Source organism: Actinosynnema sp. NPDC004786, assembly GCF_053601135.1.
Map to the genome: position 1 here is coordinate 36659 of NZ_JBSGBG010000040.1, position 16513 is coordinate 53171.

At 71.8% G+C, this 16513-nt stretch carries 14 protein-coding genes; 11 read left to right on the top strand and 3 right to left on the bottom strand.

What is annotated here, in order from left to right; genetic code table 11:
* Nucleotides 1–7: 7 nt before the first annotated feature.
* Nucleotides 8–883, bottom strand: coding sequence for an LLM class flavin-dependent oxidoreductase (locus tag ACWEFJ_RS29545; RefSeq protein ID WP_378095396.1), 876 nt, complete (start codon nt 881–883; stop codon nt 8–10).
* Between the two features lie 47 nt (nt 884–930).
* On the opposite strand from ACWEFJ_RS29545, the gene ACWEFJ_RS29550 reads away from it, so the two are divergent.
* Nucleotides 931–1749, top strand: a complete 819-nt coding sequence (locus ACWEFJ_RS29550) for a Cof-type HAD-IIB family hydrolase (RefSeq protein ID WP_449715705.1) — start codon at nt 931–933, stop codon at nt 1747–1749.
* A gap of 4 nt (nt 1750–1753) precedes the next feature.
* Here ACWEFJ_RS29550 and ACWEFJ_RS29555 read toward each other — a convergent pair whose 3' ends face one another.
* The gene (locus tag ACWEFJ_RS29555; protein ID WP_378095400.1) at nt 1754–2467 is read right to left on the bottom strand and encodes a UDP-N-acetylglucosamine acyltransferase; all 714 of its coding nucleotides are present in this window, start codon (nt 2465–2467) and stop codon (nt 1754–1756) included.
* A 138-nt stretch (nt 2468–2605) separates the two neighbouring features.
* On the opposite strand from ACWEFJ_RS29555, the gene ACWEFJ_RS29560 reads away from it, so the two are divergent.
* The gene (locus ACWEFJ_RS29560) at nt 2606–3703 is read left to right on the top strand and encodes a DegT/DnrJ/EryC1/StrS family aminotransferase (protein ID WP_378095402.1); all 1098 of its coding nucleotides are present in this window, start codon (nt 2606–2608) and stop codon (nt 3701–3703) included.
* Nucleotides 3700–4674: a Gfo/Idh/MocA family protein gene (locus tag ACWEFJ_RS29565; protein ID WP_378095404.1), complete on the top strand. Its 975-nt coding sequence runs from the start codon at nt 3700–3702 to the stop codon at nt 4672–4674. The genes ACWEFJ_RS29560 and ACWEFJ_RS29565 overlap by 4 nt, the downstream gene beginning before the upstream one ends.
* Nucleotides 4675–4748: 74 nt before the next feature.
* Here the strand turns inward: ACWEFJ_RS29565 and ACWEFJ_RS29570 are convergent, their stop codons facing one another.
* A complete protein-coding gene (locus ACWEFJ_RS29570; RefSeq protein ID WP_378095406.1) occupies nt 4749–5846 on the bottom strand; it encodes a UDP-N-acetylglucosamine 2-epimerase in 1098 nt (365 codons plus the stop codon).
* A 79-nt stretch (nt 5847–5925) separates the two neighbouring features.
* Between ACWEFJ_RS29570 and ACWEFJ_RS29575 the strand changes: the two genes are divergently transcribed.
* From ACWEFJ_RS29575 to ACWEFJ_RS29610, 8 genes are all read left to right on the top strand, one after another.
* Nucleotides 5926–6951, top strand: a complete 1026-nt coding sequence (locus ACWEFJ_RS29575) for a glycosyltransferase family 2 protein (protein WP_378095408.1) — start codon at nt 5926–5928, stop codon at nt 6949–6951.
* Between the two features lie 50 nt (nt 6952–7001).
* Complete coding sequence (locus tag ACWEFJ_RS29580) at nt 7002–8207, top strand: lipopolysaccharide biosynthesis protein (protein ID WP_449715706.1); 1206 nt, start codon at nt 7002–7004, stop codon at nt 8205–8207.
* A gap of 77 nt (nt 8208–8284) precedes the next feature.
* Nucleotides 8285–10216 carry a DUF6541 family protein gene (locus tag ACWEFJ_RS29585; protein WP_449715707.1) on the top strand — a complete coding sequence of 644 codons (1932 nt, stop codon included), beginning with the start codon at nt 8285–8287 and terminating at the stop codon, nt 10214–10216.
* Nucleotides 10217–10236: 20 nt separating this feature from the next.
* Entirely contained in the window at nt 10237–10980 is a 744-nt protein-coding gene (locus ACWEFJ_RS29590; protein ID WP_449715708.1) for a glycosyltransferase family 2 protein, read from the top strand.
* Nucleotides 10981–10989: 9 nt separating this feature from the next.
* Nucleotides 10990–11415, top strand: coding sequence for a DUF2304 domain-containing protein (locus tag ACWEFJ_RS29595; protein ID WP_378084174.1), 426 nt, complete (start codon nt 10990–10992; stop codon nt 11413–11415).
* Between the two features lie 82 nt (nt 11416–11497).
* Complete coding sequence (gene glf, locus ACWEFJ_RS29600) at nt 11498–12685, top strand: UDP-galactopyranose mutase (RefSeq protein ID WP_378084173.1); 1188 nt, start codon at nt 11498–11500, stop codon at nt 12683–12685.
* 7 nt (nt 12686–12692) lie between these two features.
* Nucleotides 12693–14564: a glycosyltransferase gene (locus ACWEFJ_RS29605; protein ID WP_378084172.1), complete on the top strand. Its 1872-nt coding sequence runs from the start codon at nt 12693–12695 to the stop codon at nt 14562–14564.
* A gap of 87 nt (nt 14565–14651) precedes the next feature.
* Nucleotides 14652–16508, top strand: a complete 1857-nt coding sequence (locus ACWEFJ_RS29610) for a glycosyltransferase (RefSeq protein WP_378084170.1) — start codon at nt 14652–14654, stop codon at nt 16506–16508.
* The last annotated feature ends 5 nt before the right edge of the window (nt 16509–16513 follow it).

The window sequence follows — 16513 nt, forward strand, 5'->3', positions numbered from 1 at the left end:
GGGAACGCTAGCGGCCCACCAGCTCCGGCAACACGTCGGCCGCCACCCGCTCCAGCACCGCCTCGCTGCCCGCGTACACGCCGTCGGCCCGGGGCCAGTGCGTGACCAGGTCGGTGAAGCCCAGCTCGCGCGCCCGGCCGGCCACGTCCCGGAAGTGCTCGACGCTGGTCAGCGAGTACACCGGGCACGAGTCGGCGTTGAGGTGGAAGTCGATGGACGCCTTCTCCCGGTCGATGCCGTCCAGCACCTCGCGGAACCGCTCGACCAGCTGCGCCACGCCCGCCCACCAGGCCGCCTCGTCGTCGGTGTCCGGCCCGGTGGTCACCCAGCCCGTGCCGTACCTCGCCGCGACCGCCATCGCCTTCGGCCCGTTCGCCGCGACCAGGAACGGCAACCTCGGCCGCTGCACGCAGCCGGGCGCGCTGCGGGCGTCGCGGATCTCGTAGTGCTCGCCGCCGAACGTCGTGCGCTCGCGGGTCAGCAGCAGGTCCAGCGCGGTCACGAACTCCTCGAACCGGCGCTGCCGGCCGCGCGGCGACGTGTCGCCCATCACCTGCGTGTCGTACCCCACACCGCCGGCCCCGACGCCGAGCGTGAAGCGGCCGTCGGAGAGGTCGTCCAGGGCGAGCAGGTCGCGCGCGAACGGCACCGGGTGGCGGAAGTTCGGCGACGCGACGAACGTGCCGAGCCTGATCGTGGACGTCACCGCGGCCGCCGCCGCCAGCGTCGGGACCGCGCCGAACCACGGTCCGTCCACCAGCGACCGCCAGCCCAGGTGGTCGTAGGTCCAGGCGTGGTGGAAGCCGTACTCCTCGGCGGCCTTCCACTTGTGTTCGGCCATCCACCAGCGGTGTTCGGGCAGGATCACGATCCCAGTGCGCACCACCCGACGTTAGCCGAGTGTTCCGCGCGGGAGTGCACCATGTGGGGGTGCAGAGACCATCCCTTGTGGCATCCGACGTCGACGGCACCCTCCTCACACCCCTGGGGCGGGTCAGCCCGCGCACCGCGGACCTGGTCGGCCGCGTGCTCGCCGCGGACGTCCCGTTCGTGCTCGCCACCGGCCGGCCGCCGCGCTGGGTGCCGGACGTGGCCGCCGCGGCGGGCCTGACCGGCTACGCCGTGTGCTCGAACGGCGCGGTGCTCTACGACATCGGCGCGGACCGCGTGGTCTCGGCCGAGCTGCTCACGCCCGAGCAGCTCGCCGACCTGGCCGCGGTGCTGGACGAGGCGCTGCCCGGCTGCGCGCTGGCCTCCGAGCGGGTCGGCGAGTCCGCGCTGCGCCCGGCCGAGGCCGAGTTCATCGCCGACGAGCACTACCTGCACCCGTGGGACGAGGGCGCGCAGCCGCTGCCCGGCCACCAGCGGGCCCAGCTGCTCGCCAAACCCGCGGTGAAGCTGCTGGTCCGGCACTCGGCCATGACGTCGGACGAGATGGCCCGGGCCGCCGGGCCGCTCATCGGCGACTCGGTGGCCCTGACCTGGTCCACCAACGAAGGCCTGCTGGAGTTCGCCGCGCCCGGCGTGACGAAGGCGTCCGGCCTGGCGGCCGTGGCCGACCTGCTGGGCGTGCCCGCGAGCGGCGTGCTGGCGTTCGGCGACATGCCGAACGACGTGCCGATGCTCACGTGGGCCGGGCACGGCGTGGCCATGGCCAACGCGCACGAGGACGCGCTGGCCGCGGCCGACGAGGTCACCGCCGCCAACTCCGAGGACGGCGTGGCGCTGGTGCTCGAACGCTGGTTCTGACGGCTCAGCCCCGGGCGGCGGCGAGCGGCTTGGCCGGTTCCGCCGCCGCCCACCAGGCGAACGCCTCGGCCAGCTCGGCGGGCAGCGGGTCGGGGAGCCGGCCGTCCGCGTAGGCGGCGCGCAGCGCGTCGACGGCGGACCCGTCGTACCCGGCGCGGCTCATCCCGACCGAGTTGACCCCGTGCAGGCGGACGGGGCTGCCGAACGCCTTCGCGAACGGCGGCACGTCCCGCGACACCGCCGTGCCCATGCCGACCATCGAGCCCGGCCCGACGACCCGGCGCTGGTGCACGACGGCGTTCATGCCGACGGTGACGCCGTCGCCGACCAGGACGTGACCGCCCAGCGAGGTGCCCGCCGACAGCGTCACGCCCGTGCCGACCAGGCAGTCGTGCGCCACGTAGACGCGGTTGAGCAGCCACGAGCGCGCGCCGATCGTGGTGGGGCGGTAGCTGCCCTGGTGGATGGTGCTCAGCTCGCGCACCACGACGCCCTCGCCGAGGTGCACGCCGCGGTGGGCCAGGTCGCCGTCCCAGGCCCGGTTGTGCGGCTCGGAGGTGATCTCCGGCGGGGTGCCGACGACGCAGCCGGGGCCGATCCAGCAGCCGTCCTCCACGACCGCGGGGCCGAGCACGACCGCCCCCGGACCGATGGTGACGCCGTCGCCCAGTTCCACGCCGTCGCCGACGATCGCGGTGTGATGAATGTGGTTCGCCACTGCCGTCCGTTCTGATTCCCGGAGTGGCCCGCGACAAGGGGCGCCGGACCGGTGCGGGTACCGTGGCACCGCGATGCGGGCTGCTCAGCACTGTACCGAGCCCGTTGAGCCGGCTCACCGAAGGCGAGAGAAAGCTGCATGATCCCGATTACTGTGGTTGACGTCGCTGCCGCCGAGCAGCTCGTGGTCGAGGTCCTGAGGTCGGGTGCGATCGCCCAAGGCCCCATGGTCAAGCGCTTCGAGGACGCCTTCGCGGGCGTCGCGGGCGTGCCGCACGCGGTCGCGGTGAACAACGGGACGACCGCGCTGGTCGCCAGCCTGCAGGTGCTCGACCTCGAACCGGGCGACGAGGTGGTCACCTCGCCGTTCACGTTCGTCGCCACGCTCAACGCGATCCTCGAAGCCGGCGCCACCGCGCGCTTCGCGGACATCCGCGACGACGACTTCTGCCTCGACCCGGCCGCCGTCGCCGCCGCCGTCACGCCGCGCACCAAGGTCCTCATGCCGGTGCACCTCTACGGGCAGATGGCCGACATGGGCGCGTTGGAGCCGATCGCGCGCGAGCACGGCCTCGCCATCGTGGAGGACTCCGCGCAGGCCGTCGGCGCGACCTTCGAGGGCCGCCCCGCGGGCAGCTACGGGCTCGGCTGCTTCTCGCTGTACGCCACCAAGAACATCACCACCGCCGAGGGCGGCGTCATCACCACCGCCGACGACACTCTCGCCGACCGGTTGCGGGTGCTGCGCAACCAGGGCATGCGGCAGCGCTACCAGTACGAGGTCGCCGGCCACAACTACCGGATGACCGACGTGCACGCCGCCATCGGCATCCCCCAGCTCGAACAGCTCCAGTCGATCACCGAGGCGCGCGGGCGCAACGCCGAGGCGCTGACCAAGGGCCTGTCCGACATCAAGGGCCTCCAGGTCCCGGCCGTGCTGCCCGGCCGCACCCACGTCTGGCACCAGTACACCGTGCTGGTCACCGACGACGCGCCGATCAGCCGCGACGAGTTCGCCGCGAAGCTGACCGAGAAGGGCATCGGCAACGGGATCTACTACCCGAAGACGGTGTTCGACTACGACTGCTACCGGGACAACCCGAACGTGATCGCCTCCGACGTGCCGGTCGCCGAGCGGGTCGCGCGCCAGGCGCTGTCGCTGCCGGTGCACCCCAAGCTGACCGAGGCCGACCTGGACACCATCGTGACCACCGTTCGAGAGGTGCTCGGAGCATGACCGCGCTGCCGAAGGTCGCCGTCGTCGGCGTCGGGTCGATGGGTTCGCTGCACGCCCGCGTGGTCGCGCAGTCCGAGCGGTGCGAGCTGGCGCTGATCGTGGACCCGCGCGAGGAGATCGGCCGCGCGGTCGCGGACAAGCACGAGACGACGTGGCGGCCCGAGATGGGCGACCTCGACGGCATCGACGCGGTCGTGCTGGCGTCGAGCACCGAGAGCCACCACGGCCTCGCGCTGGAGGTGCTGGAGCTGGGCAAGCCGCTGCTGGTGGAGAAGCCGGTGTGCGCGAGCCTGCCCCAGACCGAGGAGGTCCTCGACCTCTCCGCGAGCAAGGGCCTGCCGATCATGTGCGGCCTGCTGGAGCGGTACAACCCGGCCGTCATGACCGCGCTCGGCCTGCTGGAGGAGCCGGTCTACGTGTCCGCCGCGCGGCACTCGCCGTACGCGCCGCGCATCCGCACCGGCGTCGCCTGGGACCTGCTGGTGCACGACGTGGACCTGGCCATCCAGTGCTTCGGCGGCGCGGAGCCCGAGCGCGTCTCGGCCGGCATCGCCCAGTTCCACCCGGCGTCCGCCCCCGGCGCGGAGGACGTGGTGGACACGCTGCTCACGTTCCCGTCCGGCGGCATCGCGACGATCTCCGCGAGCCGGCTCGGCCAGCGCAAGGTCCGGTCGCTGACCATCCAGGAGCTGGAGCGCACCATCGAGGTGGACCTCCTGCGCCGGGACGTGACCATCTACCGGCACATCTCCCACGACTCCGACCCCGAGGGCCGCGGCTACCGCCAGCAGACCGTGATCGAGATCCCGGAGCTGGTCACCGCCCGCGAGCCGCTGGCCACCCAGCTCGACCGCTTCCTCGACCTGGTCGCGGGCAGGCTCGACGCCGACGACGAGCGCCGCCGCATCCTGCCGTCGCACCGCGCCGTGGCCGCGGTCCACACGACGCCCGTCGCGGGCGCCACCGCCTGACCCGGCAACGGAACACCGGCACGAAACGCGAAGGGGGGGCGTCCCGGCGGGACGCCCCCTTCAGCATGTCGTGATCACACGAAGCCGAGCTGCACGAGCGTGTCGGCGATGATCTCGCTCGGGTGGTACTGGTCCATCATGGACGGCCGGCGCAGCGTCTCGTGCACCGCGAGGAAGTCCTCCAGCTTGTCCGCCCGCATGCCGGTCAGCACGATGTTCTGGCCCAGGCCCTGGTGCCGCTCGGTGCGCTCGCGGTGGATCGCGCACGGCACGCCCAGGTACGCGCCCTCCTCCTGGAGGCCGCCGGAGTCGGTCACCACGAACTTGGCCTTGGTCAGCAGCGGCAGGAACGCGAGGTAGCGGACCTTCGGCCGCAGCATGAAGCGCTCGTCGTCGAACAGCCCGTTCAGGTCGAGCGCGTCGAGCCGCTCGCGCTCGTGCGCGCCGACGAGGTACAGCAGCGGCGTCTTCTCGCTGGCCTTCTTCAGCAGGTGCAGCACCTCGCGGAACTTCTCCGGGCGCTGGAGCAGCTCGAACCGGTGCAGCGTGACGAGCCCGAACTCGGCGGGCACGTCGTAGGGCAGGCTGTCGCTCTCCTTGGCCAGCCGCAGCGCGTCGATCACCGTGTTGGCCCCGGTGTCGACCACCACGCCCCGCGCCCGGCGCAGGTTGCGCACCTCGCGCGGCGTCGGCGCGAAGTGGATGTCGACCAGCCGGGCGGCGATCCGGCGGTTCGCCTCCTCCGGCAGCGGGCTGAGCAGGCTGCCGGAGCGCGTCCCGGCCTCGACGTGCGCGACCCGCGCGCCCAGCAGGCGGCCGATCAGCGAGCCGTACGGCGTGGTGAACGTGTCGCCGTGCACCACGACCAGCCCCGGCTTGCCGTCCGAGGTGAGCGCCCGGCGCAGCTCCTCGCGCCGACCGGCGACGGACCGGGCCACGGACGCGACCCAGCCGGGCACCTGCGCGGGCCGCTCCAGGTTGCGCGCCCGCTCCTCGGGCACGAGCCACACCTCGGGCTTGGGCAGCCGGAGGTCTTCGAGGGTGTCCGCGACCTCGTCCACGTGCTGCGCGGTGAACCACAGTTGCGGCTTCGCCCCGCGCGCCACGATCGCGTGGTACACGGGAGCGATCTTGATCAGCTCCGCGGTGGTGCCCACGATGAAAGAAATCACCGGAAGTCGCTTCCCTCTCGGCTGGAACCAGCTCAGCCGCACGCGGCTGTGGACCCGGACGAGTGTAATCTGCACGGCCGTGAGCCAGACCATCGCCTCCCAGGCGCCAACGCTCAGTGTCGTCTTCCCCGCGTACAACGAGGAGAAGTGGATCGGACGCTCGATCGACGCCGTCCTGGTCGCCGCGCGGGAGGCCGACTGGCAGGTCGAAATCGTCGTCATCGACGACGGCAGCACCGACGGCACGCCGGAGCTGCTGGACAAGTACGCCGAGCTGCACGGCGTCGTGGTCGTGCACCAGCAGAACCAGGGCCGGTTCGAGACCGTCCGCACGGCGATCCGCACGGCGGGCTCCGAGCGCGTGCTCATCCTGGGCAGCCGCGTGGTCGTGGACCCGCACTCGCTGGCGTACCTGAAGGACCAGTTGGTCAACCACCCCGAGCGGGTGGTGTGGAACGGCCACGTGCGGGTCGAGTCGGACGGCAACCCGTACGCGGGCTTCTGGAACGGCCTGCTCCAGGTCATCTGGCGGCGCTACCTCAAAGAGCCGCGGCTGATGTCGTTCGGCATCGAGGATTTCGACGCGTTCCCCAAGGGCTCGGGATTCTTCTGCGCGCCGAAGGAAATGTTGCTGAACGCTTCCGCGGCGTTCGACTCGATGTTCGACGACATTCGTTTCGCCAGTGACGACACCCGGCTCATCCGGTGGATCGCCGAACGGGAGCGGATCTACATCTCGCCCGACTTCTCCTGCTCCTACTACCACGGCCGCGAGTCGATCCGGAAGTTCGCCAAGCACGCGTTCTTCCGCGGCACCACGTTCATCGACGGCTACCTGGGCAACCCCGGCACCAGCCGCAAGATGGCGCTCGCCGCCCTGGGCGCCGGCGCGGCCGGGGTCACGCTGCTCGTCGCCCGCCCGAAGACGGCCGCCGTGGTGGCGGCGGCGGGCACGGCGGCGGCCGGCGGCGTGGTGAAGGCGTGCGGCGGCAGCACCGCGGACGCCACGGCGGTGTCCCGGATGCTGCCGGTGTTCGCGGTCAGCTTCGGCGCGGGCGCGGTGCGCGGCCTGTTCCTGGCGCTGCGGGCCAAGGTCCGCCGCTGATGCCGGAGCCCGAGGCCGCCGCTCGCCCTCAGGGGCGTTCACTCGGTCCGGTGACCGGGGCGCTGCTGGTCGCGTCCGTGTTCGGCTACGGGCTGATGATCCTGTGCGGCCGGGTCCTCGGCCCGGCCGACTACAAGGTCTTCCTCGCGTTCTGGGGACTGATCTTCGGCCTGGGCAGCGCGATCTCGCCGGTCGAGCAGGAGGTGTCCCGGCTGGCCGCGCAGGCCGAGCTGGACGGCCGCCGGACCGGGCCGGACGCGCTGCGGACGGTCGGCGTCGCCGCCGTGCTGGTGGCCCTGTTCGGGCTCGTGCTGTTCATCCCCCCGGTCAACGAACGCCTGTTCGACGGCCACGCCGAGCTGGTCGCCATCACCGTGTGCGGCGGGCTCGGCTACGTCGTGCTGTACGGCGTGCGCGGCCTGCTCATCGGCCACCGGCGCATCCCGGCCTACGCCGGCATCACCGTGGTGGAGCCGACCGTCCGCGTGGCGCTCGCGGTCCTGCTCGTCGTCGTGGGCCTGGCCGGGATCGTGCCGCTCGCCGTCGCCGTCGCCGCCGGAGTGCTGGCGTGGGTCGTGTTCACCCCGGTGACCGCCCGCCTGCTCGACCGGCGCGGTCCGGGCGCGGGCTGGCGGCCGGTGACGCGCACCACCCTCCAGCTCATGGCGGGCTCCACGCTCACCGCGACCGTGGTCACCGGCTTCCCCGCGATGGTGAGCCTGCTCGCCCCCGCCGGCGACCCCGCGGTGGTGGGCGCGTTCCTGTCCGCGCTGACCCTGGCCCGGTTCCCGCTGGTGGCGCTGCTGCCGGTGCAGGCGCTGGCGGTGCCCGCGATCGTGCGCCTGTCGGCCACCGCCGACGGCCGGCGCAGGCTGCACGGCTGGCTGCTCAAGGGCGTCGTCGGCGTGGTCGTGGTCGGCGTGGTCGGCGCGGCCGCCGGCGCGGCCGCCGGGCCGTGGCTGGTGCGCCTGGTCTACGGCCAGGGCTTCGTGGTGGCCGGCTGGGCCGTCGCCGGCCTGGTGTTCTCGTCCGTGCTGCTGGCCGGCGTGCAGCTGCTCGCGGCCGTGCTGCTGGCGCGCGGCCGGGCGGGCGCGGTGCTGCGCACCTGGGCGGCCACGGCGGCGCCGAGCCTCGCCGTGCTGGCGTGGTGGCCCGCGGACACGGTGGTCAGCTCGGTGCTGGGGCTCGTGGTGGGCCCGGCCGTCGGCGTGCTGGTCGGTTTCGTCGCGGTGTGGCGTCGGGGCGGTGCGGGCTGACTTCGCCCGGAAGGTACTCTGCGCACGCCAGGGGGGCTGGGGAAGCGCCCCACCACGACTGACAGGCCACCACTTCGATGAGTGCTGCACTGCTGCTGCTGTTGTACTGGCTGCCCGGACTCGCGTTCGGCGCGGCGATCAGGCTGCGCGGATGGGTGCTCGTCGCGGCCTCGCCGGCCCTGACCTACGGCCTCGTCTCGCTCGGGGGCCTGGTCCTCGGCGGGCTCGGGCAGAGCTGGACGCTGCCGACGTTCGGGATCTGGGTCGCCGCCGTGTCGGTGGTCGCGCTCCTGGCGTCGACGCTGGTGAACCGGCGGTGGCCGGCGGAGCGCGACGAGCGGCTCCCGCTGCGCGACCACCTCGTCGTCGGCGCGGGCCTCGCGGTCGGCCTGGCGGTCGGCGTGGTCACCTTCCTGCGCGGCATCGGCAGCCTGCACCGGCTCAGCCAGGACTGGGACGCGCCGCACCACGGCAACCTCGTGCGCTGGCTCGCCGAGCACCAGACGTCGCTGGTCTCCACCGCGGGCGCGATCGGCAACCAGCCCGAGAACACCTCGTACTTCTACCCGAGCACCTACCACCAGACGCTCGCGCTGCTGCTCGACAAGGCCGGCATCGGCCTGCCCGAGCTGCTCAACCTCGGCGCGCTGACCACGGTCGTCATCTGGCCGGTCGGCATCGTCGCCCTCGGCCTGGCCTGGCGGCTGCGGCCGCTCGTCGTGGCGTTCGCCGCCGCGGTGTCCACGTGGTTCTCGCCCTTCCCGTACGACTCGCTGTGGCGCGGACCGCTGTGGCCGTACGTGGCGGGCATCGCGCTGCTGCCGGTGCTGCTGGCCCTGGTCCCCTACCTGCTCAAGCCGCGCGGGCTGACCGGCCCGGTCGCGGTCGGCGTCATCGTGGCCGGCCTGGTCGGCCTGCAGACCAGCCTGGCCGTGCTCGCGTTCGGCCTGTTCCTGGTCGTGTTCCTGTGCTGCCTGGTCCGGCTCGTGCCGGTGGACTGGCGACGCGCGTGGCCGACGCTGGTGGTCACCGCCGTGCTCGGCGCGGTGCTGGCGGTCCCGCTGATCCTGCCGTCGCTGGGCGCGGCGTCCGGCGTCACCGCCGCGATCTGGGCCTCGGAGGCGACGCCCGCCGGCGCGCTCGGCCAGACGCTGACGTTCTCCGGCGTCGTGGCGTTCCCGCAGTGGTGGATCGGGGTGCCCGCGTTCATCGGCATCGTGATGATGGTCCGGCAGCGGATCATGCTGTGGATGGTCGCCGTCTACGTCGTCTTCGGCGCGCTGTACGCGGCCACGGTGTCGCTGGAGACGCCGTTGATCCACAAGCTCACCGGCTTCTTCTACAACGACCACTGGCGGCTCGCGGTGCTGCTGCCGCTGCCCGGCTCGATCGCGTTCGGCGTGTTCGTCGTGACGACCGGCGCGTGGCTGGTCGAGCGGTACCGCGCCCGGCTGCTGCCGTCGGCGCCCGCCGAACGGGTCGCGATCGCCGCGAGCGTGGTCGTGTTCCTGGTGCTCGCGCTGGTCAGCGGCGCGTACGTGAACCGCAACGCGGGCCGGCTCGCGCAGAACTACGGCGACGGGCCGACGGTGAGCGCCGCGGAGCAGGAGGCGTACCGGTGGCTCGGGCAGCGGACCCGGCCGGGCGAGCGCGTCATGAACGACGTGGTCGACGGCAGCGCCTGGATGTACGCCGTGGCCAAGGTCGAGCCCGTCGTGTGGACGTTCTACGGCACCCCGGACGACTCCAAGCAAACTTATCTCGCCCGCAACCTGAACAAACTGGACCGCGATCCCCTGGTCCGCGAATACCTGACCGAATTGAAGGTCCGGTACGTCATCGTGGGGCGCGGATTCATCCGTCCCGAACGCCACACCGCGAAAGGGCTGACCGGCCTGGCCGGCGCCGAGGGCTTCCGCGAGGTTTTCGAGAACGACGGCGCGACGATCTACGAGATCGCCGGACAGGGAGACGTGGTCACCGCGACGGCTCCCGAGTCGAATCGCTGAACTGACGATAGGGTGTTGACGTGCCAGAAACGGTGACGCAAACCGGCCGGGTCCTGATCGTGCTCCCCGCGTTGAACGAGTCGGGGAACGTCGGCTCGGTGGTGGCCAAGGTCAAGGCGGCCATGCCGGACGCCGGCGTGCTCGTCGTGGACGACGGGTCGACCGACGACACGTCGGCGAAGGCGCGTGCCGCCGGCGCCGAGGTGGCCCGGCTGGCGGTGAACCTCGGCGTGGGCGGCGCGATGCGCACCGGGTTCCGGTACGCCGTGCGGCACGGCTACGACGTGGTCGTCCAGGTCGACGCCGACGGCCAGCACGACCCCGAGGAGCTGGCCGCCCTCCTGCGCGGGCTGGACGAGGCCGACATCGTGATCGGCTCCCGGTTCGCGGGCAAGGGCGACTACAAGGTGGGCGGACCGCGCCGCTGGGCGATGGTCGTGCTCTCGTTCGTGATGACCCGCCTGGCGAAGACCAGGCTCACCGACGTCACGTCGGGGTTCAAGGCGGCGGGGCCGCGGGCGGTCGCTTTGTTCGCCCGCAATTACCCGGCCGAGTACCTGGGCGACACGATCGAGTCACTGGTGCTCGCGCTGCGCGCCGGGCTGGTCGTGAAGGAGATCCCGGTGGTGATGCTCGAACGCCAGTCCGGCACCCCGAGCACGTCACCCGTCAGGTCGGCCGTGTACCTCGGCCGCGCCGGGCTCGCCCTGTTGCTCGCACTCGTCCGCCGCGCTCCCGCGGCGGACCAATCCGATGCCGTCTAGGAGGTCGTGATGGCTTCGTGGCGTTTGTTGAGCATCATCGTCGCGCTTTTCGTGGTCCTGCTCGTCTTCGACATGATGCGGCGCCGGAAGCTGCGCGAGAAGTACGCGAGCATCTGGCTGTTCCTGGCGATCGGCGTGGCCGTGCTGGCCGCCGTTCCCGGTGTTCCCGAATTCCTCACCAGGATCACCGGGATCATCACGCCGTCGAACTTCGTCCTGTTCCTCGCGGTCGGCGTCCTCGGCCTGGTGGCCCTGCACCTCAGCACCGAAGTGGGCCGGCTGGAGGAGGAGGTGCGCACCGCGGTCGAGGAGATCGCGTTGCAGCGCGGGGAGCTGGAGGACCAGCACGAAGCGCTCCGGGCACGGGTGGTCGAACTGGAGCGGTCGGTGGGCGCGCAGCGGCTCGGCGACCCGTCGTCGGTGCGCTCCTCGTGAGCCGTTTACCGGTCGGTAATCCGGTCGTCGGGGCAGGACCTGGCTCAAGCGCCCACGAGCGCAGCCGGTAGCCTCATCCTTCGTGAGCTTCGATGGATTTGACCTGATCGTCGTCGGTTCCGGGTTCTTCGGGCTGACCGTCGCGGAACGGACCGCGTCCCAGCTCGGCAAGCGGGTGCTGGTCCTGGAGCGGCGGGAGCACCTCGGCGGCAACGCCTACTCCGAGGCCGAGCCGGAGACCGGGATCGAGGTGCACCGCTACGGCGCGCACCTGTTCCACACGTCGAACAAGCGGGTCTGGGAGTACGTCAACCAGTTCACCGAATTCACCGGCTACCAGCACCGCGTGTTCGCCATGCACGGCGGCCAGGCGTACCAGTTCCCGATGGGCCTGGGCCTGATCTCGCAGTTCCTGGGCCGCTACCTCAGCCCGGAAGAGGCGCGGGCGTGGGTCGCCGAACAGGCGTCGGAGATCGACTCCAAGGAAGCGCAGAACCTGGAGGAGAAGGCGATCTCGCTCATCGGCCGCCCGCTCTACGAGGCGTTCGTGCGCGACTACACCGCCAAGCAGTGGCAGACCGACCCGAAGGAGCTGCCCGCGGCGGTCATCAGCCGCCTGCCGGTGCGCTACACCTTCGACAACCGGTACTTCAACGACACCTACGAGGGCCTGCCCGTCGACGGGTACGCCGCGTGGTTGCAGAAGATGGCCGACCACCCGAACATCGAGGTGCGGCTGAACACCGACTTCTTCGACGTGCGGGCCGAGATCCCGGCCGGCACCCCGATCGTCTACACCGGCCCGGTGGACCGGTACTTCGACTACAGCGAGGGCTGGCTCGGCTGGCGCACGCTCGACTTCGAGCAGGAAGTGCTGCCGGTCGGCGACTTCCAGGGCACCGCCGTCATGAACTACAACGACGCGGACGTGCCCTACACTCGGATCCACGAGTTCCGGCACTTCCACCCCGAGCGCGACTACCCGTCGGACAAGACGGTCATCGTGCGGGAGTTCTCCCGGGCGGCCGAGAAGGACGACGAGCCGTACTACCCGATCAACACGCCCGAGGACCGGGCGAAGTTGGAGCGGTACCGCGAGCTCGCGCGCAAGGAAGCCGCCGAGCGTAACGTCGTCTTCGGTGGTCGACTGGGCACCTACAAGTACCTGGACATGCACATGGCGATCGGTTCGGCGCTGAGCGTGTTCGACAACAAGATCGCCCCGCACCTGACCTCCGGTCGGGCGCTGGACGGTTCGCTGGAGGACTGATTCGGTTATGTCGGGCAACTCCACCCTCGTCGAGCACGAGGCCCCGGAGAGACTGCTGGCGCAGCGCGGCCTGTTCGCCGGGCCGTCGCAGATCGTCTCGGAGGACCTCTACGCCGAGGTCGCGCAGGGGATCGCCGACCGCGATCGGCACCGCCTGGTCGTGCACCCGCACGCCGCGGTGTCGATGAACACCTACTTCGGTCGGTTCCCGGCCACCTACTGGCAGCGGTGGTGCGTCAGCACCGAGGTGGAGCTGAGCCTGACCCTCACCGGCTCGGGCACCGTGTCGATCGTGGCCTCCGACGCGGAGGGGGAGACCCGGACCGTCGTCGCCGAGCAGGTCTCGGACGCGCGGGAGCGGGTCGTCACCCTCACGGCCAAGATCGACAAGTTCACCGACGGCGGCGGCCTGTGGTTCGACGTCGCCACCGGTGAGCACCAGCTCGTGGTCGAGCACGTCCGGTGGACGGTCGCGCCGCCGCGGAAGGTCCGGCCGACCGCCGTCGTCATCTGCACGTTCAACCGGGTCGAGGACTGCCTCAACACGATGGCGGCCCTGGCCTCCGACCAGGAGCCGCTCGGCCTGGTCGACGCGGTGTACGTGGTGGACCAGGGCAGCGACCCGGTCGAGTCGCGCCCCCGGTTCGCCGAGGTCGCCGCCGCGCTGGGCGACAAGCTGCGCTACATCCGCCAGCCCAACCTCGGCGGCGCGGGCGGCTTCACCCGCGGCCTGTACGAGGTCATGGAGGTCGACGGGGCCGAGCACGCCAACGTCCTGTTCATGGACGACGACGTGCTGTGCGAGCCGGAGATCGTGGTCCGCACGACCGCGTTCGCCAACCGCACCGCGCAGCCGGTCATCGTCGGCGGCCAGATGCTGTACCTGCTGCACCCGAACCACCTGCACGTGGGCGCGGAGTACGCCAACCTCGACACGCTGGCCCCCGGCCAGGTCGTGGAGGGCGCGCTGCACGACGCCGACCTCACCGGGTACGACGAGGAGACCGGCAAGCGCAACGTGCAGGACCGCCGGGTCGACGCGGGCTACAACGGCTGGTGGTCGTGCCTGATCCCGTCGGAGATCGTCAAGGCGATCGGCTACCCGCTGCCGCTGTTCTTCCAGTGGGACGACATCGAGTACGGCTACCGGGCGCGGGCCAACGGGTTCGCCACGGTCACCCTGCCGGGCGCGGGCGTGTGGCACGCCGACTTCCACTGGAAGGACTGGGACGACTGGCACCGGTACTTCAACCTGCGCAACGCCCTGGTCACCTCGGCGCTGCACAGCCAGTTCGACCCCAAGCGGATCTGCCGGACCATGGCGGCCCAGCTCGCCACCTACCTGGTCGGCATGCAGTACGGCCTGGCGGCGACCCAGCTCAAGGCCATCGAGGACTTCCTCAAGGGCCCCGAGGTGCTGCGCGACGGCGGCGTGGAGGCGGCGGCGGAGATCCGCAAGCTGCGCGCCGAGTTCCCGGAGACCGTCAAGCACCCGGCGTCGGAGGTGCCCGGCATCCCGTCCGGCGACCTGCCGCTGATCCCGGCCCCGCCCGCGCCGCGGCTGTTCGCGCCGGTGCTGGCCAAGCGGGTGGTCAACCAGCTCCTCGGCCGCAGCGTGCACGACGTCGGCGCGGTCGCCGCGGGCGACTCGGCGTGGTGGCACGTGTCGCTGTTCAACACCGCGGTCGTCACCGACGCGTCCCAGGAGGGCGTGCGGGTCCGGCGGCGCGACCGCGAGCTGGCCGTCCGGCTCGGCAAGCGCGGCACCCGGCTGATCAAGGAGCTGTACCAGCGCGCCCCCGAGATGCAGCGCGCGTACCGCGAGGCGATGGGCGAGCTGACCAGCCGCGAGAACTGGCGCCGGTTGTACGACCTCTGACCGGTGTGGCGGGGCGGCCCTGCGGGGTCGCCCCGCTCCTCTTCCCCCACTTCCTGCTCACGCGCTTCTCACCCGTAGGGACCTCCAGTGGACGCAGTGCACCGGATCATCCTGCCCAGGGACGACGACCCGCTCGACGTCCGGCCGATGTACCTGGACGAACCGGAGAACGTGCACTGCCAGGTGGACTCCCGGCGCGGCCTGACCGTGCCGGAGCACGCCAAGGTGTCGTTCGCGACCTACTTCAACGCGTTCCCGGCCAGCTACTGGAAGCGGTGGACGGTCGTGGACGAGGTCGTGCTGCGGATGCGCGTGCGCGGCTCCGGCCGGGTCGACGTGTACCGCTCCAAGCCCAGCGGCGACGTCGTGCACCTGGAGGGCTCGTTCGTCCGGGACGCGGCCGAGTGGCGGGTGCTCGAGTTCCCGGTGTCGCTGCGGCCGTTCGAGGACGGCGGGTTCGTCTGGTTCGACGCGTTCACGCACGAGGCCGCGCTGGAGATCCGGGACGCGGAGTGGGCGGTGCGCACGCCGCTGCCGGCGCAGAAGGTCGCCGTCAGCATCACCACCATGCGCCCGCACGACGCCGTGGAGGCGTTGCGGGCGCTGGGCGGCGACCCGGCGGTGCTGGACGTCGTGACCAAGGTGTTCGTGGCCGACCAGGGCGCGGTCAAGGTCCGCTCGGTGGACGGCTTCGCGGCCGCCGCGGCGGCCCTCGGCGACCGGCTGGAGGTCGTGGAGCAGGACAACCTGGGCGGCTCCGGCGGGTTCACCCGCGGCATGTTCGAGGCGGTCGAGCACACCGACGCCGACCAGATCATGCTGATGGACGACGACATCCGGCTGGAGCCGGAAGCCGTGCTGCGGTCCAACGCGTTCGCGCGGGCCGCCGCGTCGCCGGTCATCGTCGGCAGCCACATGCTGAACCTCCAGGCCAGGACCAGGATCCACAGCACGGCGGAGATCGTGGACCTGGGCACGTGCTTCTGGCGGGCCGCGCCGGGCGCGGTGACCGACCACGACTTCGCCACCGGTTCGCTGCGCGAGACCCCCGAGCTGCACCCCCGGGTCGACGCCACCTACAACGGCTGGTGGATGTGCCTGTTCCCGCGCGAGGTGGTGGAGCGGACCGGCTACCCGCTGCCGCTGTTCATCAAGTGGGACGACGCGGAGTACTCGCTGCGCGCGCTGGAGCACGGCTACCCGACGGTGTCGCTGCCGGGTTCGGCGGTGTGGCACATGCCGTGGACGGACAAGAACGACTCGACCGACTGGCAGGCGTACTTCCACACCCGCAACCGGCTGGTCCTGGCCGCCCTGCACAGCCCGTACGACGTGCGGAACGTGATCGTGAAGCACGGGTTGAAGCTGTCCCTGCGGCACCTGCTGTCCATGGAGTACTCGACGGTGGCGTTGCAGCAGAAGGCGATCGAGGACTTCCTCGACGGCCCGGCCGGGCTGTTCGACTCGCTGCGCACCGCGCTGCCGATGGTGCGCGCGATGCGCGAGGAGTACAGCGACGCCCGGCGCCTGGAGTCGGCCCGCGAGTTCCCGCCGCCGACGTTCGACCAGGTGCGCGCCGAGGCGTTGTTGCAGCCGTCGAGGAGCAAGGCGACCATCGCGGTGCGCGCGGCGAAGTCCGTGCTGCACAACCTGCGCCCGCCGCAGCCGTCCGCGGGCGACCGCCCGCAGCTCAACGTGCCCGCGCTGAACGCCCGCTGGTTCCTGCTGGGCAACCTGGACAGCGCCACGGTGTCCACGGCGGACGGCACCGGCGTCGCGTTCTACAAGCGCGACCCCGAGCAGTTCCGCACCCTGATGGCGCGGGCCGTCCGCAACTACCGCCGGCTGGGCAAGGAGTGGCCGCGGCTGCGCCGCCAGTACCGCGACGCCCTGCCCGACCTGACGTCGGCCGAGCAGTGGCGGAAGGTCTTCGAGAACCGCTGACCCCG

Coding starts and splice junctions, on each gene's coding strand:
- ACWEFJ_RS29585 (WP_449715707.1), top strand. CDS start 8,285: ATGAGTGCTGCACTGCTGCTGCTGTTGTACTGGCTGCCCGGACTCGCG.
- ACWEFJ_RS29605 (WP_378084172.1), top strand. CDS start 12,693: ATGTCGGGCAACTCCACCCTCGTCGAGCACGAGGCCCCGGAGAGACTG.
- ACWEFJ_RS29565 (WP_378095404.1), top strand. CDS start 3,700: ATGACCGCGCTGCCGAAGGTCGCCGTCGTCGGCGTCGGGTCGATGGGT.
- ACWEFJ_RS29595 (WP_378084174.1), top strand. CDS start 10,990: ATGGCTTCGTGGCGTTTGTTGAGCATCATCGTCGCGCTTTTCGTGGTC.
- ACWEFJ_RS29560 (WP_378095402.1), top strand. CDS start 2,606: ATGATCCCGATTACTGTGGTTGACGTCGCTGCCGCCGAGCAGCTCGTG.